Here is a 16774-nt window from a genome sequence, read left to right on the forward strand (position 1 = left end):
GACGCGGCGGTGATGATCCAGTTGCGGTCCAGCAGCGCACCGGTGCAGGAGCGGACGTTGTCGCCGATGGTGAGCTTGGCGGTGTAGGCGTAGGCGCCGTCCGCGGCCGGGTCGCCGGCGACGGCGTTGGCGGGGCTGCCGGCGAAGGTGCTGAGTGCGCAGGCGGCGGCAACGGCTGTGCCGAGTGGCCGCGACGAAAAGGGGGCCTTGCGAGACATGGTTCGTTCGCCTCAGGTTGAGAGGGGAGGAGGTTCTCAGGGGGCAGGTGGTCGAGGCGGGAATCGAGGTGACTGCCACGAACGGTCGGAGTGATTCCGGCCTGGACGAGTGCGGCAGGAGAGAATCCAGAATTGACGATCCATCAATTCATTTTCACTGTCGAGATGCCTTTATGGAGCCGCCCCACTATCTGGGTGCAGGGCCGGGTCAGCCCGTGATGCGAAGTTCCACCAGGGTGGAGCGAGATCCACCGATCGTGCCCTCGCCGACGCTCTTGTAGCCACCCTGGGCCACCGTCACATTCTGGGTGGCGCCGGCGGCGGTGAGGTTGGCGCTGATGGGGTGGTCGGCGGCCTCCAGGGCGAATACCCGGGGGATCTCCATCGTCAGAAAGCCGCCGGGGCCGGTGGCCTGGAAGCAGGCATCGCCATTTGTTGTGTAGACCTTGATCTGCTGAGCGGCAGGATTGCAGTCGGCGAGCAGGAGGAAGCCGTTCCCCCGGATGATCTTGATGTTCCGTTCCTGCAGGATCTCTGCGGCGCCGGGGTAGGCGAAGTCCTCGACTGCGGGCGGCTGCAGGTCCGGGTCGGCGGAGGCGGCGGCGGCCGAGGCCGGGGCGGAGGTGGGGGAGGCGCCCGAGGCCAGGGCCGGTGCGGCGACGGCGGCCAGGAGAATGCCGGAGGCCGAAGCCATGAGGATTCGGCGGAGACGGACGGACACAGTGCTTCCCTTCGCGCCGCCCTGTGGCGGCAGTGGATTGTGGTCGCGCATGGCTGACGCCCTGTCGGGAACATGCGCCAAGCTCGCAAAATAGTGGATCCGGCGGATGCTTCGTCAAGTCGCTGTGGTGCTTGTTCGCTGACGGCTGGAGAGTCTCCTCAGATGCACCCTGGTTCGTGTCGATAGGCAGCCAATGGTGGTAATTGCCCTGGTTGTCGCACACTTCGCCCCGGGTGTCGACCAGTGGACACAAACTGATTGGCAAACAGACATGAAGGCGTGTTAGAGATCCTCTTCGGCATCGAGATTCGGTGCTCGCGGCGAGTGTCGCGAATCGACAAGACGGGTGCTACCTTGACGCGAGGAATGCGTGCGAAGGGTGGTGCGGGTCGCGGGTCCGGAGCGATACGCGCGCTGGCCCTTTCTCTGCTCCCAACTACCCTCCTGGCGGGGATGATCGCCTCGCCGCCACAGGCTTTCGCGGACGGCGTGACGCCGCCCGCGGCGGATGCGGGCTCGTTCCCGCAGACCGACCGGGGACGGGTGGTCCAGCTGTGGATGAACGGTGGTCCGGGTGTCCGGGCCGCCGCCGAGGTCGCCCTGACTGGTAGCGATGCCGATGTGCAGAAGTTCCTGTCGCAGGCGTCGGCCGAGCAGTTCCAGGACAACCGGGTCTCCGTCGCCCAGTTCGCCGGTATCGGGGGAACTGGGCTTCAGGACGCTGCCAGGCAGGCCCTCAGAGGGACGCCGGATCAGGTGACCTCCTTTCTGAAGGACGGCTGGAAGGCCCCGCTGTACCAGGACCAGCGCGTCCGGGTCGCACAGATCATCAGCACTGGCGGTCCCCAGGTCCAGGAGGCCGGTCGTGCGGCGCTGAACGGTACTCCCGAGTCGATCAAGTTGTTCCTGGAGGCAGGTCAGTACGACCAGCGTGACCAGGACGAGCGTGTCCAGCTGGCCCAGATCCTCAGCATCGGCGGGCCCTCGGTCATCGCAGCCGGTCGGATCGCGCTCAACGGCACGGCGGACGACATCCACGAGTTCCTCGAAGTCGGCCAGCACGTCGCGCGCAACCGCGATCAGGAGACCCTGACGGTCGCCCAGCTGGCGGAGCAGGCCAAGGCCGCCGGCCTTCAGGCCGCTGCCCAGACCCAAGCAGCCAAGGAGGCTTCGGCCCGAGCGGTCAAGGCCGCCGAATCGGCGAAGGACGCGGCCGCTGAGGCCGCTGCCCAGACCCAGGCCGCCAAGAACGACTCCCAGCGCGCGGCCTCGTGGGCCGAGCGTGCCGCCTCGGCCGCCGAGCAGGCCTCCAACGCGGCGCAGCAGGCCATCGGCGCGGCTCGTGCGGCGAACAACTCGGCCAGGGTAGCGGCGAGTGCGGCCTCCCAGGCCGCGTCCGCGGCGGCGGGAGCCGCCCGAGCGGCGACACGAGCACAGGCGGCGGCGACCGGTGCGGCCACCGACGCCGGCAAGACGGCGGCAGCTCGCCAGGCGGCGACGGACGCGCGCACCGCCGCCGACGGCGCCGACGAGGCGGCCGACGCAGCGGAGCAGGCTGGCGTCGCCGCCGTGGCCGCGGGCTCGGCGGCCAAGGACGCGCTGAGTGCCGGCCAGAACGCCGGTGCCGCGGCGGATGCCGCCGACCAGGCAGGCGGCTACGCCTCTCAGGCCGGTGTCCAGTCCTCGACGGCTTCCCAGGCGGCGGCCGCTACCAAGCGCCACGCGCAGGAGGCCACGCGGGCCGCCAATGCGGCTCAGGTACTCGCGGCCAAGTCGGTCACCGCCGCCAACGAGGCGCGCGATGCGGCCCGGTCCGCTGCGACGCACGCGCGCGCGGCCGCTCAGGCGGCGGACAACGCCGCCGCCCACGCCGGCGAGGCCGCCAATGCCGCGGAGCAGGCGACCAACTACGCCGCCGCGGCGGACCAGTCCGCAGCCGAGGCAACCTCCGCCGTGGCCAAGGCGAAGGCCACGCACGACCTCACCCTGCAGATCGAGGCCGAGGGGCTGACCGCCCGGACCAACGCCGGCGTGGAGAAGGCGAAGGACCAGAAGTGGCAGGAGGACCAGCAGAAGGCCGCGCTGGCCGCCGCGACCCAGAAGTCCAAGGACGTCGAGACCCAGGCCCGGAGCCTTGCTGTCGAGGCCGCCAAGCCGGCCGCCGACCCGGCGGCGATCGCCGTCAAGGGCCGGCAGGTCGCGGTCCTGACCCTCAAGTCCGGTGCGTCATGGGCCCGTACCGCAGCGGGAATCGCCCTGGCCGGCGACGACACCAAGGTCGTCGAGTACGCCCGCACCGGATGGACGACGGCCGGTCAGAGTGACGAGCGCCAGGCCGTCGTGCGGCTGGCCGCCACGACCCGCTCCGATTCGATCGCCGCTGCGGCGCGTACCGCACTGGACGGGAACGATCCTGCCAAGGTGACGGAGTTCCTGGCGAGTGGCCAGTACCAGGCCGCCGTCCAGGAGCTGCGCGTGTTCATCGCGAAGATCATTTCTGTGGGCGGCACGGGCGTTCAGGAGGCCGGTAGGGCCGCACTGGCCTCGGGAGCCACCGACAAGTACCGGGAGTTCATCGCCACCGGGCAGTACGAGGCGCGCTACCAGGACGAGCGCGTACGTGCCGCCCAGCTCATCGACAGCGGCACTCCGGAGGTCGTCAACGCCGCCCGGATCGCACTCGTGGGTCCGGCCGCTTCGCTGCACTCCTTCATCCAGTTCGGTCAGTTCCAGGCCCAGCGCGAGGACCAGTTGGCGGCCGCCCACGCCGCGCAGATCGAGCAGGTGATCGCGGAGGCTTCGGCGGTGGCCGCCACGGCTCGCCAGAACGCCTCGGAGGCGGGACAGGCGGCGGCCACGGCGCGCGGCGCGTCCGAGCAGGCGGCCGAGTACAACCGTCAGGCCCAGGCCTCGGCCGCCGAAGGCCAGACGTACTCCAACCAGGCAGCCCAGTCCGTCAAGGCCGCCGACGCGTCCGCGGCGAGCGCCGCCCAGTCCGCGAAGACCGCGCGCAAGGCCCAGTCCGACGCCGCCGCGGCGGTCAGCCGGGCGATCAACTCCGCCGCGAGTGCGCAGTACTCGGCGAACTGGGCCGGCCAGTCGGCCGGTGCCGCCCGCACCGCCGCCAAGAACGCCTTCGACTCCGCGATCGCCGCTCAGCAGGACCGGGACGCTGCCGATAGGGCCTACCAGGACACCTTCGCCCGGACGGTCGAGCTGCAGCGTAAGGACATGGCCGACTGGCTTCGCCTGCAGGACAACCTTCGCCAGGCGCAGGCCCAGAACCAGCAGGGGCAGCCGCAGGGCGAGAAGGACGACAGCTGGATCCCGTCCTGGCTCTCCGGAGGCGTCGACAAGGCCTGGGACATGGCCAAGCCGTTCTTCAACAAGGACATCTGGATCGGCGCGGGCGAGACCGTTCTCGGCGGGGCCATGGTCGGTACCGGTGCGACGGAGGACTTCGCCGGCGGCGTCGTCTGCCTGACCGGGGTCGGCTGCGTGGCCGGCGCTCCGGCTATTGTGATGGGCACCACGATCATCGCTGGCGGAGCCTACGTCACGGCCGACGGGCTCGATCGGTTCAACAACGGGATCAAGACCGCGCTGCGGGAGGCTCAGGAGAGCGGGAGCGCCAGCCGTGGGGCTTCCCACCCCATCGACGAGTCGCTGAAGACCTTCAGCGAGCCCGAGCGCAAGATCGCTGATCTCCTCGCAGGGGAAGGCCGCCATGTCAAGGCGATCCCGGAGTCGACCGTAGAGGGGCAGAAGATGTACGACGCTCTTGTCGACGGAGTCCCCACGGAGATCAAGAGCCTTAAACCAGGGGCTACCGCCAAAACCGTCAAGAACCGGCTCAACGATGCGAAGGAACAAGCTTTGGATGCTGTCCTTGACGTCCGTGGTACTGGGCTTGACGAGGCTGGCGCCCGTGAGGGTGTCGAGGAATTCCTCACGCGGAACCGCCCGGGACGGATGAACTTCATCCGTGTCGTCGGCGACAACTTCAACATCACGTGGCCGTAGGGGTCGTTCGGTGAGTAGCAGTCATTACCTCTTCCTCCAGCCCGTCGATTCGGGCGTTGACCTCCTCGTCGATCTCGGTACCGCCTGCGGAAGCGAGCTGCGTCGAGTCGACAATGAGTACATGGACCACGTCACGACGGTCGACGGTGGTACACGTGCCGAACTGAGGCTCTCGCACCCCTTCGAGGAGGACCAGGGCATTCCCTTCGAGCGGTTCCAGGCAGTGTTGGAGGTCCGGGACATCGACAGGGACATGGACCGCCAGCTGGCCGTCGCACGAAGGATCGTCCGACACCTCGCGGACACCAAGCGGTACTGGGTCGTCCTCGTGTACGAGCTCCAGTCGTACATCGAGTCGGCGGCACCGGGTGAGACCGGATCGCAGATCTGGCCTCCGGCGGTGAGCCGCCCGTAGGACGGGTCAGGAAGGGGCGGTGGACATCCACGTGGATGTCCACCGCCCCTTCCGCATGCCCGGGGGCAGCGGGCATGGGCCGCCGCCCCCGGACATCCTGGTTTCAGCATGTGGATGGGGTCGGACATCGGGTGTTAACACTGGAAGACTCACCCCCGTAACAGCGGTCCGGTAAGCCGCTTCGGCGTGCCTGACAGTGCGATGCCCTCAATGGCGAGGGGGACCGCCGGCGTTCCCGTGGGGGGCGCCTCGCGCGTGATTTTCGACGACCACGGAAGGTCCAGATCTGATGCCGGTCACCCCGTACTCCTCGGCGTCCTCCGACGCCGGGACCAGTGTCATCGAGTCGCTCTACGCCGAGATCCTGCGCCGCAACCAGGGCGAGCGGGAGTTCCACCAGGCCGTTCGGGAGGTGCTGGAGACCCTCGGGCCGGTGCTGGCCCGGCGGCCCGAGCTGGTCGACGCGCGGATCGTCGAGCGGATCGCCGAGCCCGAGCGTCAGCTGATCTTCCGGGTGCCGTGGTCGGACGACCGCGGCGGGATCCACGTGAACCGGGGCTTCCGGGTGGAGTTCAGCAGTGTCCTCGGGCCCTACAAGGGCGGGCTGCGCTTCCACCCGTCGGTGAACCTCGGCATCGTGAAGTTCCTCGGCTTCGAGCAGATCTTCAAGAACGCCCTGACCGGCATGCCGATCGGCGGCGGCAAGGGCGGCGCGGACTTCGACCCGAAGGGCCGCTCGGACGCCGAGATCATGCGGTTCTGCCAGTCCTTCATGACCGAGCTCCACCGGCACCTGGGCGAGTACACCGACGTCCCGGCCGGGGACATCGGCGTCGGCGGCCGGGAGATCGGCTACCTGTTCGGCCAGTACAAGCGGATCACCAACCGCTACGAGTCCGGTGTCCTCACAGGTAAGGGCCTCGGCTGGGGCGGCGCGCAGGCCCGGACCGAGGCGACGGGGTACGGCTGCGTGCTGTTCACCGCCGAGATGCTGCGCACCCGGGGCGAGAGCCTGGAGGGCCGGCGGGTGGTGGTGTCCGGTTCGGGCAACGTCGCCGTCTACGCGATCGAGAAGGCGCAGCAGCTCGGCGCCACCGTGGTCACCTGCTCCGACTCCTCGGGCTACGTGGTGGACGAGAAGGGCATCGACCTCGCGCTGCTCAAGGAGGTCAAGGAGGTCCAGCGCGGGCGGGTCTCCGACTACGCGCGGCTGCGCGGCAGCCATGTGCGGTTCGTCGAGGGGCCGGGGGTGTGGAGCGTGCCGGGCGAGGTCGCGCTGCCCTGCGCGACCCAGAACGAGCTGGACGAGGCGGACGCGATCGCGCTGGTCCGCAACGGGGTGAAGGCGGTCGCCGAGGGCGCCAACATGCCCACCACCCCCGAGGCGGTGCGGGTCCTCCAGGAGGCCGGGGTGGCCTTCGCGCCGGGCAAGGCGGCGAACGCGGGCGGTGTCGCCACCAGTGCGCTGGAGATGCAGCAGAACGCCTCGCGCGACTCCTGGACCTTCGCCCACACCGAGGCGCGGCTGGCCGAGATCATGCGGCACATCCACGACTCCTGCTACACCACGGCCGAGCGGTACGGCCACCCGGGCAACTACGTGGTGGGGGCCAACATCGCCGGCTTCGAGCTGGTCGCGGACGCGATGCTGGCGCAGGGCCTGATCTGATCCTGAGCGGCCGCGCCCCCGGCCCGTGACCCCTCCTGTGCCCGCTCCGTTCCGCTACCCGACCGGAGCGGGCACAGAACCGGCGCGACCGTCACGCCTACCCGTCGAGCGCCGCCACCAGGCGGTCCAGCACCGGCGGCGGCAGAGCCGGGTTGGCGGCGGCCTCGTGGGCGAGTTCCTCGTCGTCGAGGAGTTCGACGAGCCGCCGCGGCGACAGGCGCGGGTGCCGGGCGGCGTCGGCCCGTACGTCCGGATCGGGGTCCGCGGACAGCTGGGCCACCGTGCCCGGAGGGGTCTGTGGGCTGAGGAGGGCGAGCCGTCGGACCATGGGGTCCGCGGCCCCGGCGTAGCCGGCCAGGTCCTCGGTGGGGAAGTTCGGACGGGTCGTCAGCGACCACCGCTCGCGGCCGGTGTATGCCAGGAAGCTGTCCAGTAGCAGCTCGGCCGGGGCTTGCGGGTGGTTCTGGGCGAGCAGGACCCGCACGCCCGGATCCGCGTCGCACGAGAGGCGTGCCACGAGGTCCGGCGGCAGGCCGGGGTCATGTGCGGCCCGGCGACGCAGCAGAGGGTGACCGCTGAGGGCGTAGTGGCGGGACCGCGCCGGATCGTACATCCGGGCAGGGATGTCGAAGCGGCCGAAGGTCTCGTCCGAGCTCACCCGGTAGTCGATCGCGGCGCGTTCCTCCTCCGTGAGCGCCGGATGCACCGAGATCCGGGTGCGGACCGCCGAGTCGGTGTCGGTGGCGAGGGCCCGCCGCTGTTCAGCCGTCAGTTCCGGTCGGCCCGCGACCGTCTCGCGTACCTGGGGGTCCGGATCCCGGGCGAGCAGCGCCAGGACGTCGAGCGGGAGGCTCGGGTTGCCGGCGATCATCGCCAGATCCTCGCGCCCCACCGGGGCTGCCAGCACCTGTTCCACCACGCGGCGGGAGAGTGCGCCGTGCATCAGCAGGTGGGTCCGCGCATGGCAGGCCCGGTCCGGGAGCACGCGCTCGACGTACTCGGGGTCGAGGTCCCTGCCGTTGCGCAGGGCGTGCTCGCGCACCTCTTCGTCCGGGTCGGCGAGCAGGGCCGACCGTTCCCGCGGGGTCAGTTCCGACCACCAGTCGCAGGCGAAGGCCCTGACCTTCGGCTCGGGATGCGACGGAAACGTCCACCGCGCCGACCTCGGGACCTGTCGGTAGAGCGTGTCGAGGTGTTCGCGGTCGTAGGTCGTGAGAATCCGGACCACCGTGTGCTCCGGGAGTTCGCTGCGCCCGTGCGAGAAACCCGGTCCCTGAGCGAGCCGGGCGCGGACCAGCCAGTGGGCGTCGTCCACCAGTCGCGCGCGCTGGGCGGGGTCGATGTGCGGGTTGGCGGCGAAGAAGCTCCGGGTGCGGTGGTCGGGGTGGGTGAGCACCGCGTTCACCACCTCCTCCGGCAGGTCCCGGTCCCGGCAGAGGGTCATCCGCACGGCGGCCGAGTCGCAGGCGAGCAGTCCGAGCAGCACGTCCGTACCGGCGGTCGGGTTGAGTGCCACCCCGGCGAGCCGACGGGCCGGCAGATCGGCGGCCTGCCAGATCGCCTCGGCCGTGCGTGGACGATGACTCATGACCGACAACTCCCCCTGGACGAGCGAAGCGCCGATTCTAGCCCCGGGAGACAGGTGGGGAGGGCGACGGCGACTGCTCCGACGCGCTGTGCCGTTCAGCTCGTTCTTCACCCTTGGCGTGCTGCGACGGGAGCGGCGCGTGCTGAGCCGGAGGCCGGCCAGACGGTCGATCGTCGGTGCACGGCCGTGGTTCCGGACCGGTCGTGCGCTGTGGCCGGGAGAGCAGGGGGAGAGCAGGTGTCGATCCGTCCGCTCCGCGGGGTCGGTACGACGAGTTGCGATGAGATTGAGCCGGACGCAGCGCTGGTCCGATGGGTGAGGCCCGTCGGCGGACGTGCTCCGACCAGCGTGGATGGTCCGGAGGGCAGTCGTGTTTGTTGCACCGAGGTCCGGACGATCACGCAACAACCCGGGGGTGGCGCGATCTGCGAGCCGAAAACCGGACAGGTGCCGCCCCTTGTGGCCGGCCGGTGCGATGCCAGGGCTCTGATCTGCGGAGATTCCGCGCGGTCGGCGCGGGTTGTTTCAAGGTCTGGCGGAGGCGGCGGACCGGCCGTTCGTCCCGGGCCCGGGAGTGTTCAAGACTTGTCCGCACGGTTCGGTGGGGAGCTGCGACTCCGGCCCGATCCGACATGGTGTGAGGGCTGTCGTACCCGTGGAGGGGATTCTGATGGGAGTACCGCGTAGGCGCGGCCAGGCCCGCGATGGTGACGGGCCGGTCTCCGCCGCCGTCGTTGTCCTGGCCGTCGCGGTGCTGGCCGTGTTCGTCGTGCTGGCGGCGATGGGCTTCTCGATCGAGACGATCATCGCGCTGTCGAGCGCCGCCGTCGTGACGGCCGCGGAGTTGGTGAGGCGGCTGGTCAAGGCCGTCGCCGCAGGACGCCGGCGCGGGTGAGCGTCGGCGATGGGGAGGCCGAGGACAGCGGTCGCCGAAGGGGCGGTCGCCGGGCATCTGGCCGCGTACCTGCAAGCCCTGTGCGCGCGTAGCGGGAAGACGTACGCGCAGATGTCCGCTGAGACGTCGCCGCGTGTTTCGGTGTCGACGCTCTCCCGGGCGGCGTCCGGGAGGCGGCGTCCACGGCTGGATGTCGTGAAGGCCTTCGTCCGTGCGTGCGGAGGTACCGCGTCGGAGCTGCGGAAGGCGGAGCGGCTGTGGCGCAAGACACCGACCGGTGCGGAGGCGGGGCACGGGCGGTCCGGTGTCCGCTGGCGGGAGCCCGAGTCGCTGGGGGAGGCGCACCACCTCGGGGAGGTGATGCGCGCGGCGCTGGCGCTGAGTGGCGGCCCGTCGCTGCGCAGGGTTCAGGAGCGGGCCGAGGCGATGGGTCTGAGTCTGTCGCGGAGCACGTTGGGGGATGCGCTGCGGCCCGGGGAGGTGCCCACGTTGCAGGTGTTCTGCGTGTTCATGCGGGTGATCTCGGGCTTCGACGGTTCGCCCGCCGTGGGGTACGAGGCCGACGTGTGGGAGGAGTTGTGGAGGCGTGTCGAGGCCGGGCGGCGGCCGCGGGCCCGTGGTGTGCCGCCGGCCGGCGCCCCGGTGCGGGCCGGTGCGCCGGCGAAGGGGGCGGGCGAGAGCCGCCGGGGATTGCGTCGACCCCGGCTGGCGCCGCCTCAGGAGTGGGTTCGGCCGGGTCCGGTGAGGGACTTCAAGGACTGGTTGCACACGTTGTACGTGGAGGCCGGGGTGCCGTCGTTGGCGGACATCACGGCCGCTGTCCGGCTGGACGACTCGCTGGATTCGGCTCCCAAGCGGGACAGCGTGCGCAGGTTGCTGCGGTCGCCCCATCCCGGGGGGCAGGCGGACGCCGTGGCGGTGGCGGTGGCTCTCGCCGGTCTCGCGGGGGTGGACCCGGCGGTGGTCGGTGGGCAGGCGAGGGAGCTGTGGATTCGTGCGGCTGCGGTCCGGCCGTACGGGCACGCGGTGAGCGAGGTGAATCCGCTGCTGCTGGGCGTGCGGGAGACGTTTGCGCTGCCGGATTCGGAGCGGGAGTTGCCGGCCCTGGTGCCGTACGTGCGACGTCAGCACGACCAGGTGATCGGCGGGGTCGTGCAGAGGGCCGTCGAGGGCCGCAGCGCAATGATCGTCGCCCGTGGGGGACGGGCCGCCGGCAAGACCCGCAGCTGCTGGGAGGCCCTGCAGGGGTTGCCCCGGAACTGGCGTCTGTGGTTTCCCGCGGATCCGTCGAAGGGCGAGCTGGTGGTCGAGGCGTTGTCCCAGGCCGGACCTCGCACAGTGCTGTGGCTCGATGGCATCGACCGGTACTTGGACCGGGCCCTGTGCCACGTCGCCGGGACGGTCCATGCCGAGATTCTGGAGGCGCTGCACGACCCGCGCCGGGCGCCGGTCCTGGTGATCGGCACCGTCTCGGCCACAGCCAGTGTGCTGACCCGGTCGGGCGGGGCCACCCCACAGGCCGACGCCGCGGCCCGGACCCTGATCAGGGACTCGGCCGTCGACATCCGTGAACGGTTCACCGGGGCCGAGCAGGCCGCGCTGGCCGAGGCGGCCGGACAGGATCCGCGGCTGGCCCTGGCGGAGGCCAACGCCCGTGGTCTGGTGGCCCGGTTCCTGTCCACGAGCCGCAATACCGACCCGCTGCTGAAGGTCCAGACGTTTCACACGGCCGTTGAGCGGGGCGACACGGACACGCTGGTCATGGGTGGGGCGCTGCTGCAGCAGTCGGGGCGGTTGGAGGAGGCGGCGACCTGGTACCAGCGGGCGGCCGAGGCCGGTGATGCGCAAGCTCTCGAACCGGCGGCCGCTCTGCTGAGCGAGAGCGGCGCGCCGTACGAGGCTGTCGAGTGGCTGCGGACCCTGGCGGAGGCCGGGGACGATGTCGCCGCGGTCGCGGCCGCGCGACGGCTGCTGCGGGACGGCCGGGACAACGAGGCGATCGCGGTGTACCAGCAGGCCGCCGCGGCCAACGGGACGGGTGACGCGCTACGGGCGGTGGCCTCGCTCATGCGGCGCAACGGCAGGGCCGAGGAGGCGGTGGGGTGGCTGAGGGCCCGGGCCGCCGAGGGCAACGCGATCGCGCTGCGGGAGGCGGCTCACCTGCTGTGGGAGATGGGGGACACGACCAGGGCCCTGAGGTTCTACTCGGACGCGGGATCGGCCGGCGACCTGGAGGCCTGGCGGGAGGCCGCGGAGCGCTTGCAGGAACTGGGGCGGGACGACGAGGCGGTCTTCATGTACCGGGCGGCGGTACTGAAGGGGGACGACCTGAGCGCGCTGCCGCTGGCCGACCTGCTGGCAACGGAGGGGCGACAGGAGGAAGCGCTGGCGATCTACCTGGAGGCCGCGGCGAAGCCGGACCTGGCGGCGATCCGCCGGGCGGCGGCTCTGTACCGGATGACCGAGCGGGGCGATGACGCGCTCCCGTGGTACCGGCGGGCAGCGGAGCTCGGGGACAGGACGGCGTTCATGCAGATCGGGCTGATCCTGAGGGGCAAATGTGACGCGAACGCGCAACGCGTCGACATGGAGCTGGTGGACGGTGCCGTCGCCGCGTTCACCAAGGCCGCGGGTGTGGGGGAACGACATGCCCACCGGGAGGCGGCGTGGTTGTTGTGGAAGTACCGGGGCCTGGAGGCCGCCATCGCCTGGCTGCAACAGCGCGTGCGTGCGAACGACCAGCTGGCTGTACGGGAGATGGCCGATCTCCTTCGGGAGGCCGGGAGGCCGGAGCAGGCCCTGCCGTGGTACCTGGAAGCGGCCGACGGGGGCAGCCAGTCCTCGGCCGGGTATGCGCTGCGTCTCCAGTCGCAGCTGCCTCCCGGTGAGGCGGACGCCTGAGGACACGCAGGCCGGTGATCGGCGGGCGAACGACCCTGAGCGGCCGTGTCCCCGGGCCGTGAGCCGTCCTGTGCCCGCTGCTGTGCCCGTTCCTGTGCCCGTTCCGGTACCCGACCGGAGCGGGCACAGGATGTCGGGTGCGGCAGGGTGGGTCCTTCCTAGGGTGGTGGCAGTGAAGGGAAGGACGGGGTCGGGATGCTGGAGCAGGTCAACCGGGCCATGGAGTACGTCGAGGAGCACCTGGACGGGGCGATCGACGCGGCCGAGCTGGCGCGGATCGCGCGGACGTCGGAGTACCACTTCCGGCGGATGTTCTCCGCGCTGGCCGGGATGCCGTTGTCGGAGTACGTGCGGCGCCGGCGGCTGACCGTGGCCGGGGCCGAGGTGCTCGCCGGCGAGCGGACGCTGCTCGACGTGGCGGTCCGGTACGGCTACACCTCGGGGGAGGCGTTCGCCCGGGCGTTCCGGGCGATGCACGGCGTCGGCCCGGGGGAGGCCCGGCGCGGCGGTGCGGTGCTGCGGTCCCAGCCCCGGATGTCCTTCCGACTCGTCGTCGAAGGGAGTAGCAGCATGGAGTACCGCATCGTGGAGAAGCCCGCGTTCCGGGTGGTCGGCCGACGGGCCCGGGTCCCGTTGGTCCACGAGGGGGTGAACCCGGCCATCGCCGCGTTCATCCGGGGGATCGCGCCGGAGGTCGTCGACCGGATCGCCGCCCTCTCGGACCAGGACCCGGACGGCGTCGTCTCGGTCACCGAGTTCTTCTCGGACAGTCGCGAGGAGGGCGTCGAACTCGACTACTACCACGCGGTGGTGGCGGGTGCGGACACCGTCGTCCCGGACGGTCTGGACGTGCGGGAGGTGCCGGCCGGCACCTGGGCGGTGTTCTCCACCACGGGGGCGTTCCCGCGGGCGCTCCAGGAGATGTGGCGGGACGTCTACACCCAGTGGTTCCCGTCCAATCCCTACGAGACCCGGCCGGGGCCGGAGATCCTGCGCACACGGTTCCCGTCCGACGGTGTGGCCGAGGCGCAGCTGTGGGTCGGGGTGGAGCGCGCCACCCGGTAGAGCGGGGCGCGCGCGGTGAACTGGGCCGGGCCGATGGGGCGTTGACCGTCCCCATCGGCCCGGCCGCCTGTTAGGGTCCGCGCATGACGAAGCGCGTGCCCTTCCAAGGGGCGGAGAAGGAGAGCCTGTTCGTGGCTCTCGACCGGCACCGCGACGCGGTGCTGTGGAAGCTGGAGGGCCTGGACGACGAGCAGCTGCGCCGGCCGATAACGGCGTCCGGGACGACGCTGCTGGGGCTGGTCAAGCACCTCGGTGGCGCCGAACTCGGCTGGTTCTGCCAGGCGTTCGGCCGTGAGACCGGTCCGCTGCCGTTCGACCTCGACGAGGACGACCAGTCCGACATGCGGGTGCGGCCGGACGAGTCCACGGCCGACATCCTGACCTTCTACGCCCGCGCCCGGGCCAGTGCCAACCAGGTGATCGAGGAGTTCGAGCTCGACGATCTCGGCCGGGCCTGGTTCGGCGACGAGGTGTCGCTGCGCTGGGTGCTGATCCACATGGCGACCGAGACCGCCCGGCACGCGGGCCACCTGGACATCCTGCGCGAGCTGATCGACGGACGGACGGGGGACCACGACCGGGGCTGACGCACCGGGGGCGGCCCGGTGCCGCGGTCAGCCCAGGAACCGGCCGTTGCGGGCCACCACCCGCCCGGCCCGGACGACCAGTTCGCGCTCCGGCAGGTCGACCACCACCTGGGGCAGGCACTCGCCCGTCACCAGCATGAAGTCGGCGGGTGAACCCGGGGTGAGGTCGGCGGCGGGCAGGCCCAGCAGTTCGGCGCCCCCGGCGGACGCGAGGGCGAAGCACTCGGCCAGCTGGGTGTCGGTCCGCGCGTCGGTGGTCCAGCCGAGCAGGTGGGCCCGGTGCAGCATGTCGGCGTTGCCGAACGGGCTCCAGGAGTCCCGTACGCCGTCCGAGCCGAGCCCGACCTGGACCCCGTGTGCCGCCAACTCACGGAACGGCAGCACCTGGTGGGCCGAGGGCGCGACCGTGGTCAGCCCGATGCCGGCGTCGGCCAGCCGCTCGGCCCGCTCGGCGAGCGGGGTGCGCTGCCGCTCGTACAGTTCCACGTCGCCCCGGACGTACTCCGGCAGGCCGCTCGCCGGGCGCCGGCTGTACCAGGGCTCGCCCCAGGCGGTCTTGTCCGGGTGGATGTGCGCGTCCACCAGGGTCGGCAGCGCGATCCGCCCGCCGCCCTCCACGACCTCCACCCGCGCGCCCTCGGGCACCCGCTCGACCAGCAGCCCGCCGGCGGCGATCAGCTCGACGGGTGCGGCGCGGCTGTGGGGCCGGATGTCGCGGAAGACGGTGGCGGTGCTGGCTGTGGTCATGGTTCCTCATGGTTGAGGGGGTTTTGTCGGCGACACCAACCAAACGGATCGGGGCGCGGTTCGTCAACGCCCGCCGGCGGGCGAGGCGCCGGACACCCGGCGCCCCCGCCCACCCCCCGGCGGCTCGCACGCCCGTTCGGCCCAGCAGCGGCGGACCGGCGCCGGTCCGGCCCGCATGCTGGGGCGGGGGAACGGGGGCACCGGCGGAGGAGTGGATCGAGGATGGTCAAGGCGTTCGGGTTCGTCGACTACGGCGGGCCGCAGACCCAGGAGTTCCTGGACCGGCCGGTGCTGGAGCCCGGCCCGGGACAGTTGGCGATCGCCGTCCGGGCGGCCGGCGTGAACCCGGTGGACTGGAAGATCCGGCGCGGGCTCCTGGGGCAGGACCGCGTGCTGCCCGCCGTGCTGGGCCAGGAGGCGGCGGGGGTGGTGGAGCGGATCGGCCCGGACGTCACGGGGTTCACCCCCGGCGACGAGGTGTTCGGGATCGCGGCCGCCGGCGCCTACGCGGAGCAGACCCTGCTGCTCGCGGCGATGAGCGCGGTCAAACCCGCGGGCCTCGGCTTCGCGGAGGCGGCGACCCTCCCGGTGGCGGCGGCGACCGCCGACGACGGGGTCCGGGACGTCGGCGTGGGGGCCGGGCAGACACTGCTGATCCTCGGGGTCGCCGGCGGTGTCGGCAGCGCGGCCGCGCAGATCGCCCGCAGCCGGGGCATCCGGGTCGTCGGCACGGCGAGCGACGCCAACCGCGGCTACGTGGAGTCGCTGGGCGCGGTCCAGGTCCGGTACGGCGACGGTGTGGCGGAGCGGATCGGGGCGGTCGCGCCGGACGGCGTGGACGGCATCCTCGACCTGGTCGGCGGGGCCGATCTGCGGGCCGCGGCCGAGACCCTGGCCGACCGTTCGAAGCTGGTCTCCACCGTCGACCCGCCGACCGTGGCGGAGCTCGGCGGCCGGCTCGTCACCCGGGCCACCACACCCGAGTCCCTGGCCGCCCTGGCCGACCTGGTGGCGGCCGGCGACCTGGACGTGCACCTCACCGGCCGGCATCCGCTGGCCCGGGCCGCCGAGGCACTCGCGCAGGTCGAGTCCGGGCACGCACGCGGCAAACTGATCCTCGAAATCGGCTGAGAGCAGGGCGAGATGAAGCAGCGGACGGTGACGGTCGGCGGTCCCTGCTGGGTGGAGCACGGCAGCTCCGACCCGGCGGGCGCCAAGCGGTTCTACGGCGAGCTGTTCGGCTGGCAGGCCGTCGAACTCGACGCTCCGCCGGAGGCCGGCGACTACACCTTCATGAAGCTGGACGGCGCGATCGCGGCCGCCGTCGCCCCGCTCTACGGGGAGGACCAGCCGACGGCCTGGAGCGTCTCCTTCGCGGTCGAGGACGCGGACGCGTCCGCCGCCCGGATCACCGGCGCGGGCGGCAGCATCGTCGTCGAGCCGATGGCGGCGCTGGGCCTGGGCCGGTTCGCGATCGCCGCCGACCCGTCCGGCGCGGTGTTCGGGCTCTGGCAGGGGCAGACGCTGGCGGGCGTCGAGGTGCTCAACAGCCCGGGCGCGCTCGGCTGGGTGGAACTGCTCACCCGGGACCCCGACCGGGCCCGCGCGTTCTACCCGGCGGTGTTCGGCTGGACGGTCCGCCCCTCCGAGGTCTACCCGCAGTGGGGCCTGGCCGACGCCGACTTCGGCGGGATGCTGACGATGGACGACCGCTTCCCGCCACAGGTGCCGCCGCACTGGCTGCCCTACTTCGCGGTCGCGGACGTGGACGTGACCGCCTCCCGGGCCGCCGCCCTGGGCGCCGAGGTCCTGATGCCGCCCACCTCGATGCCGGACGGGCCCCGGGTCGCCGTGCTGCGCGACCCGCAGGGCGCGGCCTTCGCGGTGCACCTGGCGGGGGCGGAGGGCTGAACCACCCCCGGAGCGGGCCGGCTCGGCCGGCCCG

The 16774-nt window shown here is 71.9% G+C and carries 13 protein-coding genes; 9 read left to right on the forward strand and 4 right to left on the reverse strand.

Annotated features, from left to right (window positions below; all coding sequences use genetic code 11):
• A partial coding sequence (locus ACIQTO_RS30045; protein WP_402394511.1) for a trypsin-like serine protease occupies positions 1 to 218 on the reverse strand: 218 nt, incomplete at its 3' end.
• A gap of 208 nt (positions 219 to 426) precedes the next feature.
• The gene (locus ACIQTO_RS30050) at positions 427 to 912 is read right to left on the reverse strand and encodes a hypothetical protein (RefSeq protein WP_402394513.1); all 486 of its coding nucleotides are present in this window, start codon (positions 910 to 912) and stop codon (positions 427 to 429) included.
• Between the two features lie 480 nt (positions 913 to 1392).
• Here ACIQTO_RS30050 and ACIQTO_RS30055 point away from each other — a divergent pair, with 480 nt between their 5' ends.
• The 3 genes from ACIQTO_RS30055 to gdhA all read left to right on the forward strand — a co-directional run bounded on the left by ACIQTO_RS30055 (position 1393) and on the right by gdhA (position 7046).
• A complete protein-coding gene (locus ACIQTO_RS30055; protein ID WP_402394516.1) occupies positions 1393 to 4962 on the forward strand; it encodes a chemotaxis protein in 3570 nt (1189 codons plus the stop codon).
• 10 nt (positions 4963 to 4972) lie between these two features.
• On the forward strand, positions 4973 to 5377 hold the full coding sequence (locus tag ACIQTO_RS30060) for a hypothetical protein (protein ID WP_402394518.1): 405 nt from the start codon (positions 4973 to 4975) through the stop codon (positions 5375 to 5377).
• Positions 5378 to 5666: 289 nt separating this feature from the next.
• Entirely contained in the window at positions 5667 to 7046 is a 1380-nt protein-coding gene (gdhA, locus tag ACIQTO_RS30065; RefSeq protein ID WP_402394521.1) for an NADP-specific glutamate dehydrogenase, read from the forward strand.
• A gap of 97 nt (positions 7047 to 7143) precedes the next feature.
• Here gdhA and ACIQTO_RS30070 read toward each other — a convergent pair whose 3' ends face one another.
• Positions 7144 to 8634: a hypothetical protein gene (locus ACIQTO_RS30070; protein WP_402394523.1), complete on the reverse strand. Its 1491-nt coding sequence runs from the start codon at positions 8632 to 8634 to the stop codon at positions 7144 to 7146.
• Between the two features lie 670 nt (positions 8635 to 9304).
• Here ACIQTO_RS30070 and ACIQTO_RS30075 point away from each other — a divergent pair.
• From ACIQTO_RS30075 to ACIQTO_RS30090, 4 genes are all read left to right on the forward strand, one after another.
• Positions 9305 to 9529: a hypothetical protein gene (locus tag ACIQTO_RS30075; RefSeq protein WP_402394525.1), complete on the forward strand. Its 225-nt coding sequence runs from the start codon at positions 9305 to 9307 to the stop codon at positions 9527 to 9529.
• Positions 9530 to 9889: 360 nt separating this feature from the next.
• Positions 9890 to 12430, forward strand: coding sequence for a tetratricopeptide repeat protein (locus ACIQTO_RS30080; RefSeq protein WP_402394528.1), 2541 nt, complete (start codon positions 9890 to 9892; stop codon positions 12428 to 12430).
• A gap of 195 nt (positions 12431 to 12625) precedes the next feature.
• The gene (locus tag ACIQTO_RS30085; RefSeq protein WP_402394531.1) at positions 12626 to 13495 is read left to right on the forward strand and encodes a GyrI-like domain-containing protein; all 870 of its coding nucleotides are present in this window, start codon (positions 12626 to 12628) and stop codon (positions 13493 to 13495) included.
• A gap of 83 nt (positions 13496 to 13578) precedes the next feature.
• Positions 13579 to 14082: a DinB family protein gene (locus tag ACIQTO_RS30090; RefSeq protein ID WP_402394534.1), complete on the forward strand. Its 504-nt coding sequence runs from the start codon at positions 13579 to 13581 to the stop codon at positions 14080 to 14082.
• 27 nt (positions 14083 to 14109) lie between these two features.
• Here ACIQTO_RS30090 and ACIQTO_RS30095 read toward each other — a convergent pair whose 3' ends face one another.
• On the reverse strand, positions 14110 to 14829 hold the full coding sequence (locus tag ACIQTO_RS30095) for an amidohydrolase family protein (protein WP_402394536.1): 720 nt from the start codon (positions 14827 to 14829) through the stop codon (positions 14110 to 14112).
• Positions 14830 to 15051: 222 nt separating this feature from the next.
• Between ACIQTO_RS30095 and ACIQTO_RS30100 the strand changes: the two genes are divergently transcribed.
• Positions 15052 to 15960 (forward strand): NADP-dependent oxidoreductase, encoded by a 909-nt coding sequence (locus tag ACIQTO_RS30100; RefSeq protein ID WP_402394538.1) that lies wholly within the window; start codon positions 15052 to 15054, stop codon positions 15958 to 15960.
• A 12-nt stretch (positions 15961 to 15972) separates the two neighbouring features.
• Positions 15973 to 16740 carry a VOC family protein gene (locus ACIQTO_RS30105; protein ID WP_402394541.1) on the forward strand — a complete coding sequence of 256 codons (768 nt, stop codon included), beginning with the start codon at positions 15973 to 15975 and terminating at the stop codon, positions 16738 to 16740.
• Positions 16741 to 16774 lie beyond the last annotated feature (34 nt).

The organism is Kitasatospora sp. NPDC091207, from assembly GCF_044768625.1.
Taxonomy (GTDB): domain Bacteria; phylum Actinomycetota; class Actinomycetes; order Streptomycetales; family Streptomycetaceae; genus Kitasatospora.